The organism is Litorilinea aerophila (assembly GCF_006569185.2).
Taxonomy (GTDB): Bacteria; Chloroflexota; Anaerolineae; order Caldilineales; family Caldilineaceae; genus Litorilinea; species Litorilinea aerophila.
Genome location: NZ_VIGC02000007.1, coordinates 1 through 16,811, shown reverse-complemented (window position 1 = coordinate 16,811; position 16,811 = coordinate 1). Strand labels below are relative to the sequence as shown.

Sequence of the window (16,811 nt, the reverse complement as noted above, 5' to 3'; positions counted from 1 at the left end):
TAGAAGGTGGTGGTTAGAAGGACAAAATGTCCGGGCCGGTGTCGAGGGCCGCCGCATCCAGCTCGCCGGACGCAGCCAGCTCACCCAGGGTGGCGAAGCGGTCGCTCTGGCGCAGAACCTGTTCGGCCACCGCGTCCACCAGCCGAAACGCGTGGTCGTAATCGTCGGCGATGCCGTGGGTGTGCATCAGGATCACGGCCACCGGGCTGACCGCGGCGATGCGCGCCACTTCCTGGCGGGCCAGGTCGATGAACTCCTGGCTGCGTTGACCCGCCCCCCGCCAGGTGTACTCGTTGAGAATGGGCACCTCCACCACGTCGCTGTACCAGCGGAAGGGCCGGTGGGGGATGGCCGTCGTCCAGGGCTGCGCCAACACGCCGCTGTTGTGGGGCAGGTGTTGGTAGCCGCCGCTGAGGTACATCACCGTGTGATAGCGGATGCCCACCTGCGCCAGCGCGGCGAACATGGCCTTGGAGATGGCGCCACAGGGCGCCCGGAAGACGGTGGGGCGGATGGCCAGCGCCCGCTCGAAGATGGCCAGGCCTTCCTCCAGGCGCGCCCGCAGGTTCTCCACCGTGTAGCGGGGCAGCAACTCGTCCCGGCGCCGGTCGAACTCCTCCTGCATGGTGGGCACGATGCTGGTGGCGGGCCAGGCGGGCGGGCCAAACTCGTAGCAATCCTCGTGGGTCAGACCGTGGAGCTGGAGGTCGTGGCCGGCGTCCCGGGCCATGGCCAACGCCTCCTGCCACTCGGCCGAGAGGGGCTTGCCCCGGGCCTTGGGCACCACGAACCAGGTGGATGGCAGCCCGCGGGAATCGAAAAACGCACACATGCGGCGCAGGGATTCCACCATGGCGTGGTCGCCCGCCCCCGCATCGTCAATGCTCCAGACAAAGGTGGTCATACGGTTCTCCCCAGCACCATCGTCACGCTGGAATGCGTGACTTACACGCCACACCGTAGGTCCGGCCTCCTGGCCGGACAGGCGTGCCCGGGCTCCCTGCATCCCTGTCACGCCGGGATACATGACCTACGTGCGGCACCCCACACTTCACGCCAGCGCATGGAGCACCCGGTTCAACCCTTCGATGGTCTCCTCCACATCTTCGTTGGTGAGCAGGGGGCTGACGTTCAGGTGGACGGCCCGGCCCAGCAGCTCCAGGCTGCGGGGGCACATGTCCTTGTGGTAGCGGATCTCCCGCCGGGCGTTCCGCCAAGGCCCCCCGCTGGGCGTCCAGGTCCGCTGCTCCAGGATGGGCACCCAGTGGGCGTAGACGTGGTAGTCCAGGTGGTCGGGGTGGTAGAGGGTGCTGGCGCCGATGTTTTCCGCCTGCAGGGCCTTGGCCACCCGTTGGGCTGTCTCTGGCGTGTCCACAAAGAAGATGAGGGCGATGGCGGCGTCCCCCTCCGGGTCGGTGAGGCGTCGGAAGGTGATGCCCTTGCGCCGGGCCACGTCGGCCATGCCGGCCTGGATCATCTGCTTGCGGGCGCGCATGGCCGCCAGCAGTCCATCCAGACGCCGGAGCTGCACCAGGCCCACCGCGCCCAGGAGCTCCGGCATGCGGTAGTTGGTGCCACAGAGGAGCTCCTCCGTGGGGATACCGGCCCGCTGGGGTGCGATGACATCGTGGTACATCAGCGCCCGCTTCCAGACCTCCTGGTCGTTGGTGACCACCATGCCGCCTTCGCCGGAGGTGATGATCTTGTTGAACTGGAGGCTGAAGCAGCCCACATCGCCGAAGGTGCCCAGGCGCTGGCCCCGGTAACTGGCGCCGTCTGCCTGGGCCGTGTCTTCGATGACCTGGAGGTTGTGCTTGCGGGCGATGGCCAGAATCTCGTCCATGGGGCAGGGCGCGCCCCGCATGTGGACCGGCATGATGGCTCGGGTGTAGGGGGTGATCTTGGCCTCCACATCCGCCGGATCCAGCAACAGGGTGTCGTCCACCTCCGCCACGATGGGGATGGCCCCGGCGCTGACCACTGCGGCGGCCGAGGCGATCCAGGTGTAGGCCGGGACGATCACCTCGTCGCCGGGCCCGACGCCGATGCCGTGCAGGCCGCAGGTCAGCGCAGCCGTGCCCGAGGTGACCGCCACGCTGTAGCGGACGCCCATGAATTGGGCAAAGGCCTGCTCCAGGGCTTCCACTTTAGACGGGGTATCGCCGGGCCCGTAGTAGCGGAAGAGCCGTTTCGAGCGGAGCACTTCCAGCACCGCCTCTTCTTCCTCCTGGTCAATGGCCATGCCACCCGGGAACATGGGTGGATCTGGCCGTCGCTTGGCCGGCGGCGCCCCGTGGATGGCCAGCGCATGCTCTGAAGCCTCTGGGGATGGATACATGATCGGTTCGTCCTTCGGTTGGGAAAGGGGCGGGTGAACGGTCGACGGGAGTCTTCGGGGTAATGCTGCCAGAGATCATACTGGAGATAAAAAAAGTCGTCAACAAGCAAAAACAAACAAACAAACAATGACCTTCACCGGTGACTTGTGTGTGGCATGGGCCGGTCACGAAGCGGGACATCACTACACCGTGGCCGGCAATATGCTGGTCGGCCCCCAGGTGGTGGAGGCCATGGCCAGGGCCTTCGAAGCTGCCGCCCAACAAGGGGAAGCGTTGAGCGCCTGCCTGCTGCAAGGGCTGGAGGCCGGACAGCAGGCGGGTGGCGACAAGCGGGGGAAGCAGTCAGCAGCCCTGCTGGTGGCCAGCCCCGCCCCACGCATGTACCACAACCTGCGGGTGGACGGCCACCCAAACCCTGTGGCGGAACTCCGGCGCATTTACGACCTGGTGGTGGAACATGCCCGCCAGATCGAGCAGGAGTATGGCCAGGAAGGGCTCCGCCTCTTCAGTCGGGTCAAATATTGAACCGGTCCCCGCCAATCAATCCAGCATCTCGATGAAATAATCGATAAGCTGGGCATCCATGCGCCAGCTCTCCACCCGATTGGCCACCGCCTGGAGATGGCGGTGGGCCAGCGCGCGGTTCTGGCTGACGCACACCACCTCCAATACGGCCCGGGTGAGCACATCCTGGGCGTCGGCCTCACAGACCGAGACGTTGAACTCCCGGCGCAGGCGGGCGATCAGGGGCTTCAGGATGCCCCGTTTGCCCTTCAAGCTGTCGTTCAGGGGCAGATACAATTCCAGGGTCAGCAGTCCAACGGCCATGGTTGATGCTCCCGCCAAGGGAGAACAAGGATGACTCCGCTGTCGAAACCACTTTCATCACGATCCATAGGTCACGCATCCCTGCGTGACATGGGTTCCCGTCCCGTTTGGCGCAGATGTCCGACCAGGAGACCGGGCCGCCCAATCCGGGTCAATCCGTGTTCCCTCAGGACAAGATGCCGACTCCACTCTGGGAACACGGTCTTCGCCAATTGGATCCACAGACTGCACAGATGGACACAGATTTTCATCCAGCTTGATCTGTGGAATCCGTGTTATCTGGGCAATCTGGGGCCGAAAACGAAACTCAAGGGCGATGGGTCCACTCGGGATCGGCAAAACGCTCCCGAATCAACTGGGCTGCCCGGCGTAGCTCGGCGGGGGTGGGCTGGCCGGGCTGCAGGGTCAGGTTCAGCACCGTGCGGAAGCCCTCAGCCATGGCCTGGGCCACCTGCTCGAACTGGACCTGGGGGGCGTCCTCGGCCACGCCCAGGGCCTGGGCCAGGGTACAGGCCCGGTTCACCAGCTCCTGGCGCAGCCGTGCGGCGGCTGCCGGCTCCAGCCGCAACACATCCACCAGCCGGCCGATGTCGCCCACCAGGGGAAGGCTGCCATGCTGCAGCACGTAGCCGGCCCGGCGGCTCTGGGCGCTGCCCATGAGCTTCCGCCCCCCCGCGGTGATCTCGTAGGCGCTGGGCACCTCGAAACAGGCCGCCGAAACATCCGGACCTGCCCGCACATGGCCGCCAGCCTTCTCAGCTGCCACCCCCAGGGCCTGGAGCCCCGCCAGCAGCGCGTTGCTCAGCCGGAGATAGGCGTCCATCACGCTGCCCCGTACCCGAGGCTCCTGGGCGGGCGCAGCCACCGAGTAGGTGAACTCATCGATGTGGAGGATGGCCCGTCCGCCGGTGGGGCGGCGCACCACTTCGTAGCCCCGGGCAGCCACGGCCTCCAGATCGATCTCCTCGATGCGCTGGTGACGGCCCAGGCTGACCGCCGGCGGCTCCCACCGGTAGAAACGCAGGGTGGGCAGGCTCTCCCCAGCGGCACAGGCCTCTGCCACCGCCTGGTCCAGAGCCATGTTGGCTGCACCGGAGCGGGGGGCCTCGTCCACGATCAGGCGCCAGGTAGCCGGTTCCAGGGCCGGTAACACGTCGTTGGTCATGATCCCGACCCCTCTGGCTGGATCAATGGCAGGGACGCGACCTCCGCCTCGATGCCATCCACCGTCACCGGGGTACCCGCACCATTGTGGGAGCGACGGACGACGGCCAGGGCGACGGGTTCCCCCAGGGTCGGGCTGAAGGCCGCGGTGGTCACCGTGCCCACGGCGCGGCCGTCGGCCAGAATGTCGGCCCCCTCGGCCACCGGTGCCTGGCAGCGCAGGCCGACCAGGGTTTTGGTCACCTTGTCGTAGGTGATCTGGCGGGCAATGATCTCCTGGCCGGTGTAACACCCCTTGTTCTCGGCACAGGCCCAGGCCAGCCCCGCCTCCAGGGGGTTGTAGGCCTCCACCAGCTCATGGCCCGGCGCCGGACGCCCCAGCTCCACCCGGCGAGCCGTGTAGGCCGCATCTGCCTCCAGGCGCAGGGCTCCCATCTGTACCAGCCGTTCCACCCACTCAGCCCCTTTGTCGGTCGGCACCGCCAGGGCAAAGCCCGGCACGTCGTACGCCATCTGGCGGACGGCCAGGAGGCCATCCACTTCCTGCCACTGCCCCTCCGGCGCCTGGGACAACGTAAAGCCCAGGTTCTGCAGGATCTCCCCGGCGGCGGGCCCCATCAGCCGGAGCTGCAGGTAGCCGGCGCTGAGATCCTCCACACTCACCTGATCCATGAAGAAGATCTGCCCACGCAGGTGTCGGGCCAGGGCCGAGGCCTGGTGGGGTGCCGCCAGCAGCAGGAGATCCTCCTGCCGGCAGATGACGGTGAAGACAAAGAGGATCCGGGCCGTGGGGCTGGTGAGTACCGTCACTGCCGCCTGACCAGGCCGCAGCCCGTTGATGTGATTGGTGGTCATGCGGTGCAGAAAGTCGGCACGATCGGCCCCGGTCAACCGCAACACGCCGGCGTCCGGCCGCTCCTGCAAGGCCACACCCTCCTGCAGGGCGGCGTATTCGTCCTGGCGAACAGTCGTCACAGATTCGGTCATGATGCTCCTATCCTCACAGGCTCTGGGTCACCGGCTGCATCACCGGTAGACCTCGATGAACTCCAGAATACGATAGTACATTTCCACGCCCACGTCCGTCAGGTCCTCTCCGATCTGCAGGTAATGGCTCACATCCTGATAATAATACACCTGCACCGGCACGCCGGCCGCGCGCAGGGCGGCTTCGAACTCGTAGGCCTGGGTGATGGGCGCGATGCGGTCAGCGTCGGTATGCACCAACATGGTCGGCGGCAGATCCCCGGCCCAGTAGACCGGCGAGGCGCGCAGGAAAGGCAGCGGATAGACGTTGGGCGGCCCCAGGGCCGGCACCGCCAGCTCGTACTGGGGCGGCATCTCCAGCCGGCCGGCATAAAAGTCGGCCGCCAGGGAGAAGGCGTTGCTGATCCCCCCCACGCTGACCCAGGCCGCGGCATGTTCCCCCACGTCCCGCAGGAGCCGCGGCACGATGGCGCTGCTGAAGCTCCCGCCCAGGAAGATGGCCTGCCCCGACAAGATGTGCCGGGAAAGCGCGCCCTGCCGGGCCAGCTCAAAGGCCACCCGGGCATCCCGGGTATGAGCGTCAATGTCCATGCCCCGCTCCCCCACAGGCGAGATGGCCACCATGGCGTATCCCTGGGAAGCAAAGGCCACGCTCACCGGCTGCCAGTTATCCACGTGGGTGGGATAGACCATGAAAAGCCACGGGAAGGATTCCCCCTCCTGGGCCGACGGAGGCAGGTAGAGGCGCAGGGAATCGACCTGGGCGCCTGCCCACTGGAAGGAAAAGGCCATCACCTGAGCCGCGGCCCCCGGTGGGAAATTGGTGGTGGCCGTCCAGGTGCCGGTGTGGGTCAACGCCACGGCTCCGGCCAGGTCTTCGGGCAGGGGCGGCGGCAGGTAGGGCTGCAACGCCAGGGGCGGCGCCTGGGTCACCTGGCCACCCCGGATGGTCACCAGCCGGGCCAGGCCCAGCCAGTCTCGGGGGACCATCTCCTGGTGACCTGGCGCCACGGCTGCCGGCACGTACTGACCCACAGGGATGCCATCCAGGCGGAAGCGGCCGGCGGCGTCCGTCTGCGCCGCGTGGGGGCGGCCCAGGCGCTCTGCCACCACCACCGTGGCCCCGGCCAGGGGACGACCGCCGGAAGTCACGATCCCCTCCAGGCTCCCCACCGGGCCACGGTGCTGGGCGGCAGGGTCCAGGGTGCCCAGCCGCCGGGCCACCAGGTAGCCCAGGACATTGAGTTCGGGCGAGGGCGCGCAGCCGGCCATCAGGCCCAGGCCCAAGATCAGCCCAGCCGCCACGGCCATCCAAACGGGACATCTACCGGGACATCTACGACGAAGCTTCATGCCAACCCGTCCAGGTAATCGATGTGGGAATTCCCTGTACGCACACTTCCGGGCACCGGGAACGCTGAAAGTTGCCCTGGCATGGTCTCTCTGTCCTCTTGCTCGTCCGCATGGCTGCGGCGAGATCCTTTGCTGTAGGCGAATCTCTTCTGCCAGAGCAGTAGGACATTATAGCCCGGAATCGGATGCACCACAATCAACCCTCCCCCCGGTTTCCGACTATTTGGCCGCCGGATCTTATCGGCGCTATACTATGATTTTACGGATATGAAACAGACATTGCACAGGTAAAACGAACAACCCATCGAGGCCAAACCATGACCACATCCGGCTACTACCGGTTCCCCACCATCCACCAGGAAGACATCGTCTTCGTTTCGGAAGACGACCTGTGGCACGTGCCGGCCAGCGGCGGTACCGCCCGGCGCCTGACCAGCAACCTGGGCGAGGTGAGTTATCCCATGCTGTCCCCGGACGGCCAGCTCCTGGCCTTTGTGGGCCGGGAAGAGGGAGCCCCCGAAGTCTATGTGATGCCGGCCCCGGGTGGGCCGGCCCGACGGCTCACCTACCTGAGCAGTAACTGCCGGGTAGTGGGTTGGATGCCCGACGGCGAACGCATCATCTTCACCAGCAACTACGGGCAGGTGGTTCCGGCGGAAATGGCCCTCTTCACCATCCGCGCCGACTGCCCCAACGGGGCTGTCGAGCCCCTGCCCTACGGCGCGGCCCGCTCCATCGCCTTTGGGCCGGCGGGTCAGGTGGTCATCGGCCGCAACACCGGCGACCCCGCCCGCTGGAAGCGCTACCGGGGCGGCACCGCCGGCCACCTCTGGATCGACCGCAAGGGCGATGGCCATTTCGAACGCTTCCTGCCCGAGCTGCAGGGCAACATCGCCTCACCCATGTGGCTGGAAGCCACCGGCGAATCCCGCATTTTCTTCGTCAGCGACCACGAGGGCATCGGCAACCTCTATAGCTGCCGACCTGACGGCAGCGACCTCCATCGCCATACCGACCACGAAGCCTACTACGTGCGCAACCCCAGCAGCGATGGCCGCCGCATCGTCTACCACGTGGGCGCCGATCTCTACGTCTACGACCCGGTCGCGGATCGGGAACACCAGGTGGACGTGGCCTACCACAGCCCCCGGGTCCAACGCAACCGCAAATTTGTGGACGCCGGCCGCTACATGGACTGCGCCCGGCTCCACCCCTCGGGCAAGGCCATCGCCATGACCACCCGGGGCAAAATCTTCACCTTTGCCAATCACGAAGGCCCGGTCATTCAACACGGCAAGCGGGACGGCGTCCGCTACCGCCAGCCGGACTGGCTCAACGACGGGCGGCATCTGGTGGTGGTGAGCGACGAACCCGGGGAGGAGACCCTGGAGATCTACGACATCACCGGCACAGGTGAACCCCGGCGCCTGGAAGGCCTGGACCTGGGCCGGGTGGTGGAGCTGAAGGTCTCCCCCACCGACGACAAGCTGGCCCTCACCAATCACCGCCACGAGCTGATCCTGGTGGATCTGGAGCAGGGCAGCGCCACCGTAGTGGACCGCAGCCCCTACTGGAACATCGCCGGCTTCGACTGGTCGCCCGACGGGCGCTGGCTGGCCTACGGCTTCGGCGCCACCATGCGCACCACCGAGATCCGCCTCTATCGCCTGCCGGAGCCCGCCGAAACCGCGGGAGAAGGGGATGGGGGCAGCGCCGAAGATCCGTCGGAGGCGTCCCAGGGCCAGATCTACACCGTCACCCGGCCTGTGCTCCACGACGTCCAGCCCGCCTTCGACCCGGACGGGAAGTACCTCTACTTCCTCAGCTACCGGGAGTTCAACCCCGTCTACGACGGTCTCCACTTCGACCTGGGCTTCCCCTGGGGCATGCGCCCCTACCTGGTGACCCTCCAGGCCGACCTGCCCAACCCGTTCGTCCCCCAGCCGGATTGGGACGAGGCGGATGAAGAGGAAGACGAGGAAGCCGAAGAAGAAGGGGAGGAGCTCGAGGAAGAGGACGAAGGCGAAGAGGAGACCCCGGAGGAAGAGGACGAAGAGCCGGAAGAAGACGACCAGGACGACGAAGCCGACGACTCAGAGGACGAGGCCTACCAGGCCGGCGGCCGTCGGGCCACCGGGGCCGCATCTCCACCCCCGGCCGACCCGGCCCCGCGCAACGGCCAGCCCGGCAACGGCGGTCAACGCAAAAAGGTCAAGCCCATCCGCATCGATGTGGAGGGGATCGAACGGCGGGTCCTGGCGTTCCCTGTCCCCGACAGCCGCTACGGCCAAATCGCGGGCCTGCCCAACAAGGCCCTCTTCACCGTCCTGCCCATCCACGGCCAGCTGGACGACGACACCGGCTGGGATGATGAGGAAGAAGAGGCCGGCACCCTGCGGGCCTACGATTTCAAAGAGTACAAGACAGAGACCCTGGCCGAAAATGTGAGCTCCTTCCAGATCTCCCGCAACCACAAGAAGGTGCTCTACACCAGCGGCAGGCGCCTGCGGGTGATTGCCGCCGGCCAGAAGGCGCCCACCCAGAGTGGACCGCCCCGGCGCACCGGCTGGATCGACCTGCGGCGGGTGAAGGTCTCCGTCGATCCCCAGCGGGAATGGGAGCAGATGCTGCGGGAAGCCTGGCGGCTACAGCGGGATCACTTCTGGACCGAGGACATGTCCCAGGTGGATTGGCAGACCGTCTACCACCGCTACTACGCGCTCATCGAACGGGTCAGCACCCGGGGCGAATTCAGCGACCTGATGTGGGAGATGCAGGGGGAGCTGGGCACCAGCCATGCCTACGAGTTCGGCGGCGACTACCGCCCCCGCCCCTACTACGGCCAGGGCTTCCTGGGCGCCCACTTTAGCTGGGCGCCGGAGGCAGGCGGCTACCGCATCGACGAGATCATCCTGGGGGATCCGTGGGATCCCAAGGCCAACTCCCCCCTGGCCGCGCCGGGCGTGGATGTCCAGGTGGGCGACGTGCTCCTGGCCATCAACGGCCAGCCCCTGGGACCGGAGGTCAGCCCGTCCCAGCTTCTGGTGAACCAGGCCGGCAACGAGGTGCTCCTGACCCTGGCGCCCCGCCCCCAGGATGGGGCAGGCGGCAGCAACGGGGAAGGGCCAGAGGCGTCTCGCCCGGGCAACCGCCTGGTCATCGTGCGGGCGCTGGAGAGCGAGGTCTCCGCCCGCTACCGTCGTTGGGTGGAGCAGAACCGTCGCTACGTCCACGAAGCCACCGACGGCCGGGCCGGCTACGTCCACATCCCCGACATGAGCCCCCGGGGCTACGCCGAATTCCACCGGGGCTTCCTGGCCGAGATCGAGCGGGATGGGCTGATTGTGGACGTGCGCTACAACGGCGGCGGCCACGTGAGCCAGCTCATCCTGGAAAAGCTGGCCCGGCGGCGCATCGGCTATGACCTCTCCCGCTGGGGTGGCCTGATCCCCTACCCCACCGAATCGGTGGCCGGCCCCCTGGTGGCCCTGACCAACGAGCACGCCGGCAGCGACGGCGACATCTTCTGCCACAGCTTCAAACTCCTCAAGCTGGGGCCGCTGGTGGGTAAACGGACCTGGGGCGGCGTCATCGGCATCGAGCCCAAACACCCCCTGGTGGACGGCACCATCACCACCCAGCCTGAGTACAGCTTCTGGTTCGCCGATGTGGGCTGGCAGCTGGAAAATTACGGTACCGAACCGGACATCGAGGTGGACATCACCCCCCAGGATTACCGGGAAGGACGGGATCCCCAGCTGGAGCAAGCCGTGGCCGAGATCCTCCGCCTGCTGGCGGAGACCCCCATCCTGAAGCCGGAGCTGGATCAGCGGCCCAGTCGGGCCCTGCCCAAGCTTCCCCCCCGCACCTGACCTCACCCTGCGACAAAAGATCGTACCCTTCAGGCGTTTGACGCAGCCCAGGCTACGACGGATGACCCTGGGCTGCGTCGCCTTCTTCCGCTACAGTACAAGTTGCTGGCCTGAAGAAAGCGACAACTTGAACAAAACGTAACGATTGCCAGACGCCCGATAGGCGCATGGCATACGCCGGAAACTCATCGGGGCTCCAACTGGAGAACACCAAACGATGCCCAGACTTTTCTCTTACCATGGAATGGCCTAGACTTGGACCTGTTTTGGCGCTTTCTCACCGAAGGGGCCACCGAGGGGGGCGGGGCGTGCCGGTTCTGACCCGTCCTCCAGGCACCCGGGACGAGTCAGCTCCCACTGGCCGTTCAATCGTGACGACATCGGCGGAGGAATTTCTGACATCATGAATCTTGATGCCCTCGTAATGCGCAGCGCTCGTCTGCTGCTCCTTGTCATCCTGGCAACCAGCGTCACCATCCTGTCCGTCCACGCCCAAGATGCCCCGGCCGAACCATTTGCCCCTTCCAGCCGGATTTACCTGCCCATGGTGGCCAACACCGGCAACGACGCCAGCGGTGCCCGGGCAGAATGCCACCTCAGTCCCCAGGAACAGCAAATCGCCGATCTGCTGACCGGCGCGCCGGAGCAGCAGCGGCCAGAGATGCGCTGTCATCCCGTGCTGGCCGCGGTGGCCCGGCAGCGGGCCGAGGACATGGCCAACCGGGGCTACTTCGGCCACGTCACGCCGGAGGGCTACGGTCCCAACTACCTGGTGATGCAAGCAGGTTTCGATCTGCCGGATTGGTACGACCTATCGCCAGATGGCAACAACATCGAGTCCATCGCTGCGGGGTATGGCACAGCACAGGCCACCTGGGAACAGTGGATGGGCTCCAGCGGACATCGGGTCCACCTGTTGGGAGAACACCCCTTCTACCGGGAACAGGTGGAGTTCGGGGCCGGCTACGCCGCCAATCCCAACAGTCCCTATGTCCACTACTGGGTGATCCTGACCGCGCCGCCGGAAGGGGAGTAGGAAGCCCGGGCTCAGGGCCACTGGGCGCCCAGGGCTTCCACGTACAGGGCGTAGAGGGATTGGCCGCAGGTCATGAAGAGGCGATTTTTCTTCACCCCCCCAAAACAGAGGTTGGAGCAGGGCTCCGGCAGGTGAACCTGGCCAATGCGGACGCCGTCCGGCGCGTAGCAGTGGGCGCCGTCGTAGCCGGGGCCACCCCACCCCGCCGCCACCCACAGGTTGCCGTCCACATCACAGCGGATGCCGTCCGCCGTGCCCGGTGCCATCTCCACAAAGACCCGGCCATTGGTCAGCCGTCGGCCCTCCACCACGTCGAACACCCGGATGTGGGACGGCCCGCCCGGCGTGTGGGAGACGCCCGTATCCACAATGTAGAGCCGGGATTCATCAGGTGAGAAGCAGAGGCCGTTGGGTTTGACGAAATCATCGGCCACCACCGTAGCCTGGCCGGTGACCGGATCCAGGCGGTAGACGTAGGGCGGCAACTCCTGCTCGCCCTTTTCCCCCTCGTAGTTCAACAGGGAGCCATAGCCCGGGTCGGTGAACCAGATGGCGCCGTCCGAATGGACCACCACATCGTTGGGCGCGTTCAGACGCTTCCCCTGGTAGCGGTCCATCAGCACGGTGATGCGCCCGTCGTACTCGGTGCGGGTCACCCGGCGGGTGCCGTGCTCGCAGGTGATGAGCCGTCCCTGGCGGTCCCGGGTGTTGCCGTTGGCGTAGTTCGAGGGGCTGCGGAAGACCGTCACCGTGCCCGTCTCCTCCGACCAGCGCAGGAGGCGGTTGTTGGGAATGTCGCTGAAGATCAGGTGGCGGGCGTCGCCGAACCAGGCGGGCCCTTCCCCCCAGCGCAGGCCGGTGAAGAGGCGCTCCACGGCCGCGTTGCCCAGCCGATAGGGGCGAAAGCGCTCGTCCAACACCTCCACGGCCGGATCAGGATACCGGACCGGCCCCCCTTCCCAGTCGCGTTCAACGGGCTGTGTCGTCATCGTGGTCATCCCGGCTGGCTCCCAGTTCTCGCAATTCTCGTTCCACGTTCAACAGATGTTGCAACATCGCCTGGCGGGCCGCCTCTGGATCCCGGGCCTTCAGCGCCTGGACGATGGCCTGATGGTCCTGCACGGAGCGCTGGATGACCCCCGGCAACTGGACCGTGCGCGTCCGGCTCACCCGGCCCAACTGGCTGATACTGGCCATGAAGCGTTCCAGGATGCTGTTCTTGGCTGCCCGGGCAATGGTCTCATGGAGCTCCAGGTCGGCGGCCACGAAGGCCTCGGGCTCGTGGGTCTTTTCCATGGAGCGGGCCAGGCACGCCTCCAGCTGGGCGATCTCCTCGTCCGTGATGCGGGCCGCGGCCATGGCCACAATGCCCGGCTCCAGGATCTTGCGGGCCTCGAACAGCTCCAGGAAGGTGGCGTCCGTGAGGGCAAAGACAAAATCCAGGTGGGACATGAGCAGGTTGGGCTCCAGGGAGGTGACGTAGGTACCATCCCCCTGGCGGATCTCGATCACATTCATGATGGAGAGGGCCCGCAAGGCCTCCCGCAGGGACGGTCGGCTCACCTGCATCATGGCGGCCAGCTCCCGCTCCGGCGGCAGCTTGTCCCCAGGCCGCAGCTCCCGCTCCCGGATCAGGGAGAGCAGATTGGCCACGATATCTTCTGAAATGGCGCTCTTCTTCACGGCGCCAAAAACCACGCCAGCATCCGATCTCATCAGGCACCTCTACAAATTGCTCAACAGGGCCATGGGCATCTACGCCCCATGGCTCGACGGTATCGGCGCGCCCGGCGCGATGAGCGCCTGACTGCGCAGCTCTTCCCACAGGGCGGACGGAATGGGGCGGTGCCAGGCTTCCAGGTTTTGGGCGATCTCGTCGGGCGAGACCGCGCCCACCACCAGGCTGGCCACGGCCCCATGGCTGCGGGCAAACTGGAGCGCCGCGGCTGGCAGGGGTACCCCGTGGCGCCGGCAGACGGCCTCGATGGCCGCGACCCGCTCCAGGATGGCCGGGGGGGCCTCCCGGTAATTATAGCGGGCGCCGGGCACCGGGCCGGTGGCCAGGATGCCGCTGTTGAAGACCCCGCCCAGCAACAGGCCGATACCCTCATCCAGGCAGTAATCCAGGAAGGGCAGGGCCTCCTGCTCCAGCAGGGTGTAGCGGCCGGCCAGCAAGAAACAGTCGAACTCCCCATGGCGGGCCAGATGCCACAGGGCCTGCCATTGGTTCATCCCCGCGCCCACGGCCCGGATGACCCCCTGGCGGCGCAATTCGACCAGGGTAGGATAGGCCTGCTCCAACGCCTGTTCCAGGTGGTTGTCCGGATCGTGAATGTGCAGAATCTCCACCCGGTCGGTCTGCAGCCGGGCCAGGCTTCCTTCCAGGCTGCGCAGGACGCCATCCCGGGAGAAGTCAAAGCCCATCTCCCCGGTTTCGGGGTTCAACAGCCGCCCCACCTTGGTGGAAAGCTGATAGCGGTCCCTGGGGATTCCGGCCAGGGCCTTGCCCACAAGGGCTTCACTGCGTCCCCGGCCATAGAGGGGCGCGGTATCGAACAGGGTAATCCCCTGCTCCAGGGCGTACTGGATGGTTGTGACCGCCTCCTCGTCGGAGACAGGTCGATACAGCCCAGAGAGGGGGGCGGTCCCCAGGCCCAACCTGGACACCTGCAGGGGGTTTCGTCCCAGCGTAGCCGTCGGGATCATGGCAACCGTTCCGTCAATTCTCCAGTTGGCCCAGATCGATCTGGCCGGCGGCGATCAGGGTGCGGAAGTGCGTCACCGTGGCATCGATGGCCTGGTCCAGGGGGGTGTGGGGCACGGACCCGATGATCCCCCGCAGGCCGCTGTCGTCCAGGTCGGCCGGGAAGGGCAAGGGGCTGTCTTCGGCCACGGTCAGTTGGGCTTGCGGATAGCGCTCCTGGACCCGGGCCACGAAATCGGCCACCTGGACCACGTCGTTGCGCAGGTTGCAGGCCGCCGCTCCCTGATAACCCGAGCGGGCGCAGGCGATGAAGATGCGGGCTACGTCGTCGGCATATTGCAAGGCCACCGGGCCGCTAAAGCGGATGTGGAAGGGCCGTCCGGCGGCCACTGCCAGCAGCGCCTTGGCAATGTCCGACGTCATGCCCTGGTCCCGCCCCACGCCGTAGACGATGTAGGGTCGCAGGCCGACACTGGGGATCTGCCAATCCTGCCAGTAGATGCGGGCTGTGCCCTCGTTGGCCTGCTTATAGACACCGTAGAGGGTCTCCGGGTGAAGGGGCACATCATCTTTCACCGGCGTCTCCGGGTAGAGGTGGCCCGGCCCCAGCACGGCCAGGGAGCTGGCGTAGGCCAGGCCCTGGACCTGGCCCCAGTTGTGGCGGGCGGCCTCGAAGATGTTGACCGTCCCCACCACGTTCACCTGGGCGCCCAGGGAGGGGTTGGCCCGGCAGAAGGGTACCTGGAGACCGGCCAGGTGGACGATGTGGGTGACCCCGTGCTCTTCCACGGTGGCCCGCACCTGCTTCAGGTCGGTCACATCCAGCCGTACGAAGGTCACCCGGGCCAGCTCTTCCTCAGAGAGCAACAGGCGAGGGCGGACGGGATCGGTGGCCAGGTCCGTGGCCACCACCCGGACGTCTTCGTGGACCAGGTTGCGTAGAGTCCAGGCGCCGATACACCCCATGGCGCCCGTGACCATAAATGTTTCGTGGCTCATGGGTTGCCTTCCCGCTCAGCGGCCACCGGAGCGCACTTCCACACAGGGGTTGGTCAGGCGGCCCAGGCCTTCCACCTCCACCGTGACCACGTCGCCATGTTTGAGGAAGACCGGGGGATTGCGGAAGGCGCCCACGCCGTCGGGCGTCCCGGTGGTGATGACGTCGCCGGGCAGCAGGGTGATGCCCCGGGAAAGGTAGGCGATCAGGTAGGGGATCTTAAAGATCAGCTCTTTGGTACTGGAATTTTGGTAGGCCACGCCGTTGACCTCGCAGCGGATGGCCAGGTTGTGGGGATCCGGGATCTCATCCCGGGTGACCAGGTACGGTCCCAGGGGGCAGAAGGTATCCAGGGATTTGCCCATGATCCACTGGTCGCCCTTCTCCAGTTGGAGGTCTCGAGCGCTGACGTCGTGGCAGTTCATGTAGCCGGCGATGTAATCGTAGGCATCCTCTTCGGCCACGCCTTTGGCCTTCTTGCCGATGACCACGGCCAGCTCGGCCTCAAAATCGACCTTGCTGGTAAGCTCGGGATCCCAGCGGATCTCATCGCCGGGGCCGATGATGGCGCTGGGATACTTGGCGAACATGGTGGCCAGGGTGGGAACCTGGCCGCCGGATTCCCGCACGTGATCCATGTAGTTGAGGCCGATGGCCACGACTTTGGAGGGGTTGAGGATGGGCGCCAGGAGCCGGACCTGGTCCAGGGGGACGCCCAGGCGGTCGGCCAGGGCGGGGGTGGCCAGGCTGCGGGCCAGGGCCATGGCCTCCTCGCCCAGCTCCAGGAATGAGCGCATGTCGCCGGGCAGGCGACCGTCCGATGCTTCCACCAGGTTGATCACCCGGTCGTCGACTACGACGCCCAGTTGGGGCGTACTTCCCGCCGGTTTAAACGTCACGAGTTTCATGAGTGCTCCTACTCAAAAGATAATGGGTTGAAGGTTGCAACAGGGTGAAACCCGTCGGTGGTCGATTGGCTGTTGGCCGGGCAGAGCCGGACAGGACCAACCGGGGTTTTCCAGCCAGAGGTGATTCAACGAAAATATATCATATAACGCCCGCTGGGCGAAAACGTTTTCCAGGCAGATGGGGGCCACGACCATCGGCAAAATGGTCTGACCAATGTCAGCCGATTCTAACATCGATAGTTAAGAGGTGTCAACCGGTGGGTATTCTCAATTTCGGGCTTAATTTCTCATGGTTCGCTCAAATCTAGATGGGTTTAGCAGATTGTAGTAAACTCTCGCCATGAGCGAGAGACTGATAGTAACGAATGAACGAGTAGATGATATTCCCTTGCTGCTGGCCCAGATGGAACGGATGGGGGTGCCATTCCTGCTGGACGAATTCTTCCCCACCCACGGCAACTGGCAGGGGCTCAGCCTGGGGTGGACGGCCACCATGTGGCTGGGCCATATCCTTTCGGAAGGTGACCACCGCTTGAACCACGTCCAGGACTGGGCGGAGAAGCGTTTGGAGACGCTGAGCCGCTGCAGCGACCAGGAGGTGCGGGCCCTGGACTTCAGCGACG

At 66.0% G+C, this 16,811-nt stretch carries 13 protein-coding genes and 2 pseudogenes; 4 read left to right on the top strand and 11 right to left on the bottom strand.

What is annotated here, in order from left to right; genetic code table 11:
* Positions 1-13 precede the first annotated feature (13 nt).
* Together FKZ61_RS06480 and FKZ61_RS06475 are read right to left on the bottom strand one after the other, a co-directional pair.
* Entirely contained in the window at positions 14-904 is an 891-nt protein-coding gene (locus FKZ61_RS06480; RefSeq protein WP_170199356.1) for a DUF2334 domain-containing protein, read from the bottom strand.
* A gap of 147 nt (positions 905-1,051) precedes the next feature.
* Positions 1,052-2,338 carry a DegT/DnrJ/EryC1/StrS family aminotransferase gene (locus FKZ61_RS06475; RefSeq protein WP_141609267.1) on the bottom strand — a complete coding sequence of 429 codons (1,287 nt, stop codon included), beginning with the start codon at positions 2,336-2,338 and terminating at the stop codon, positions 1,052-1,054.
* 97 nt (positions 2,339-2,435) lie between these two features.
* Here FKZ61_RS06475 and FKZ61_RS06470 point away from each other — a divergent pair.
* Positions 2,436-2,864 (top strand): annotated as a pseudogene (locus FKZ61_RS06470) (DUF1028 domain-containing protein); the annotation flags it as partial.
* A 15-nt stretch (positions 2,865-2,879) separates the two neighbouring features.
* On the opposite strand, the gene FKZ61_RS06465 reads toward FKZ61_RS06470, so the two are convergent.
* The 4 genes from FKZ61_RS06465 to FKZ61_RS06450 all read right to left on the bottom strand — a co-directional run bounded on the left by FKZ61_RS06465 (position 2,880) and on the right by FKZ61_RS06450 (position 6,629).
* Positions 2,880-3,167, bottom strand: a complete 288-nt coding sequence (locus tag FKZ61_RS06465; protein ID WP_141609265.1) for a DUF503 domain-containing protein — start codon at positions 3,165-3,167, stop codon at positions 2,880-2,882.
* Positions 3,168-3,474: 307 nt separating this feature from the next.
* Positions 3,475-4,332 carry a lipoate--protein ligase family protein gene (locus FKZ61_RS23885; protein WP_141609264.1) on the bottom strand — a complete coding sequence of 286 codons (858 nt, stop codon included), beginning with the start codon at positions 4,330-4,332 and terminating at the stop codon, positions 3,475-3,477.
* Positions 4,329-5,318, bottom strand: coding sequence for a CAF17-like 4Fe-4S cluster assembly/insertion protein YgfZ (ygfZ, locus tag FKZ61_RS06455; protein ID WP_141609263.1), 990 nt, complete (start codon positions 5,316-5,318; stop codon positions 4,329-4,331). The genes FKZ61_RS23885 and ygfZ overlap by 4 nt, the downstream gene beginning before the upstream one ends.
* A gap of 39 nt (positions 5,319-5,357) precedes the next feature.
* Positions 5,358-6,629 (bottom strand): carboxypeptidase regulatory-like domain-containing protein, encoded by a 1,272-nt coding sequence (locus FKZ61_RS06450; RefSeq protein WP_170199354.1) that lies wholly within the window; start codon positions 6,627-6,629, stop codon positions 5,358-5,360.
* Positions 6,630-6,988: 359 nt separating this feature from the next.
* Here FKZ61_RS06450 and FKZ61_RS06445 point away from each other — a divergent pair, with 359 nt between their 5' ends.
* Together FKZ61_RS06445 and FKZ61_RS06440 are read left to right on the top strand one after the other, a co-directional pair.
* Complete coding sequence (locus tag FKZ61_RS06445) at positions 6,989-10,543, top strand: S41 family peptidase (RefSeq protein WP_141609261.1); 3,555 nt, start codon at positions 6,989-6,991, stop codon at positions 10,541-10,543.
* A gap of 403 nt (positions 10,544-10,946) precedes the next feature.
* Positions 10,947-11,579, top strand: a complete 633-nt coding sequence (locus tag FKZ61_RS06440) for a CAP domain-containing protein (RefSeq protein WP_141609260.1) — start codon at positions 10,947-10,949, stop codon at positions 11,577-11,579.
* A gap of 11 nt (positions 11,580-11,590) precedes the next feature.
* Here the strand turns inward: FKZ61_RS06440 and FKZ61_RS06435 are convergent, their stop codons facing one another.
* Genes FKZ61_RS06435 through FKZ61_RS06415 form a run of 5 tightly spaced genes read right to left on the bottom strand, consistent with a single transcriptional unit; the run spans position 11,591 to position 16,188 of the window.
* Positions 11,591-12,568 (bottom strand): SMP-30/gluconolactonase/LRE family protein, encoded by a 978-nt coding sequence (locus FKZ61_RS06435; RefSeq protein ID WP_141609259.1) that lies wholly within the window; start codon positions 12,566-12,568, stop codon positions 11,591-11,593.
* Positions 12,549-13,295 (bottom strand): FadR/GntR family transcriptional regulator, encoded by a 747-nt coding sequence (locus tag FKZ61_RS06430; RefSeq protein ID WP_141609258.1) that lies wholly within the window; start codon positions 13,293-13,295, stop codon positions 12,549-12,551. Before FKZ61_RS06430 ends, FKZ61_RS06435 begins: the two co-directional genes overlap by 20 nt.
* Before the next feature lie 39 nt (positions 13,296-13,334).
* Entirely contained in the window at positions 13,335-14,285 is a 951-nt protein-coding gene (locus FKZ61_RS06425; protein ID WP_141609257.1) for an aldo/keto reductase, read from the bottom strand.
* 13 nt (positions 14,286-14,298) lie between these two features.
* A complete protein-coding gene (locus tag FKZ61_RS06420) occupies positions 14,299-15,282 on the bottom strand; it encodes an NAD-dependent epimerase/dehydratase family protein (protein ID WP_141609256.1) in 984 nt (327 codons plus the stop codon).
* Between the two features lie 15 nt (positions 15,283-15,297).
* Positions 15,298-16,188, bottom strand: coding sequence for a fumarylacetoacetate hydrolase family protein (locus tag FKZ61_RS06415; RefSeq protein ID WP_141609255.1), 891 nt, complete (start codon positions 16,186-16,188; stop codon positions 15,298-15,300).
* 340 nt (positions 16,189-16,528) lie between these two features.
* Here FKZ61_RS06415 and FKZ61_RS06410 point away from each other — a divergent pair.
* Positions 16,529-16,811, top strand: a pseudogene (locus FKZ61_RS06410) (IS1634 family transposase); the annotation flags it as partial.

Bases quoted from the DNA above. Each gene is read 5' to 3' on its own strand.
- FKZ61_RS06415 (WP_141609255.1), bottom strand. From the start codon at position 16,188: ATGAAACTCGTGACGTTTAAACCGGCGGGAAGTACGCCCCAACTGGGC.
- FKZ61_RS06425 (WP_141609257.1), bottom strand. From the start codon at position 14,285: ATGATCCCGACGGCTACGCTGGGACGAAACCCCCTGCAGGTGTCCAGG.
- FKZ61_RS06475 (WP_141609267.1), bottom strand. From the start codon at position 2,338: ATGTATCCATCCCCAGAGGCTTCAGAGCATGCGCTGGCCATCCACGGG.
- ygfZ (WP_141609263.1), bottom strand. From the start codon at position 5,318: ATGACCGAATCTGTGACGACTGTTCGCCAGGACGAATACGCCGCCCTG.
- FKZ61_RS06445 (WP_141609261.1), top strand. From the start codon at position 6,989: ATGACCACATCCGGCTACTACCGGTTCCCCACCATCCACCAGGAAGAC.
- FKZ61_RS06450 (WP_170199354.1), bottom strand. From the start codon at position 6,629: ATGGCCGTGGCGGCTGGGCTGATCTTGGGCCTGGGCCTGATGGCCGGC.
- FKZ61_RS06480 (WP_170199356.1), bottom strand. From the start codon at position 904: ATGACCACCTTTGTCTGGAGCATTGACGATGCGGGGGCGGGCGACCAC.
- FKZ61_RS23885 (WP_141609264.1), bottom strand. From the start codon at position 4,332: ATGACCAACGACGTGTTACCGGCCCTGGAACCGGCTACCTGGCGCCTG.
- FKZ61_RS06420 (WP_141609256.1), bottom strand. From the start codon at position 15,282: ATGAGCCACGAAACATTTATGGTCACGGGCGCCATGGGGTGTATCGGC.
- FKZ61_RS06435 (WP_141609259.1), bottom strand. From the start codon at position 12,568: ATGACGACACAGCCCGTTGAACGCGACTGGGAAGGGGGGCCGGTCCGG.
- FKZ61_RS06465 (WP_141609265.1), bottom strand. From the start codon at position 3,167: ATGGCCGTTGGACTGCTGACCCTGGAATTGTATCTGCCCCTGAACGAC.
- FKZ61_RS06430 (WP_141609258.1), bottom strand. From the start codon at position 13,295: ATGAGATCGGATGCTGGCGTGGTTTTTGGCGCCGTGAAGAAGAGCGCC.
- FKZ61_RS06440 (WP_141609260.1), top strand. From the start codon at position 10,947: ATGAATCTTGATGCCCTCGTAATGCGCAGCGCTCGTCTGCTGCTCCTT.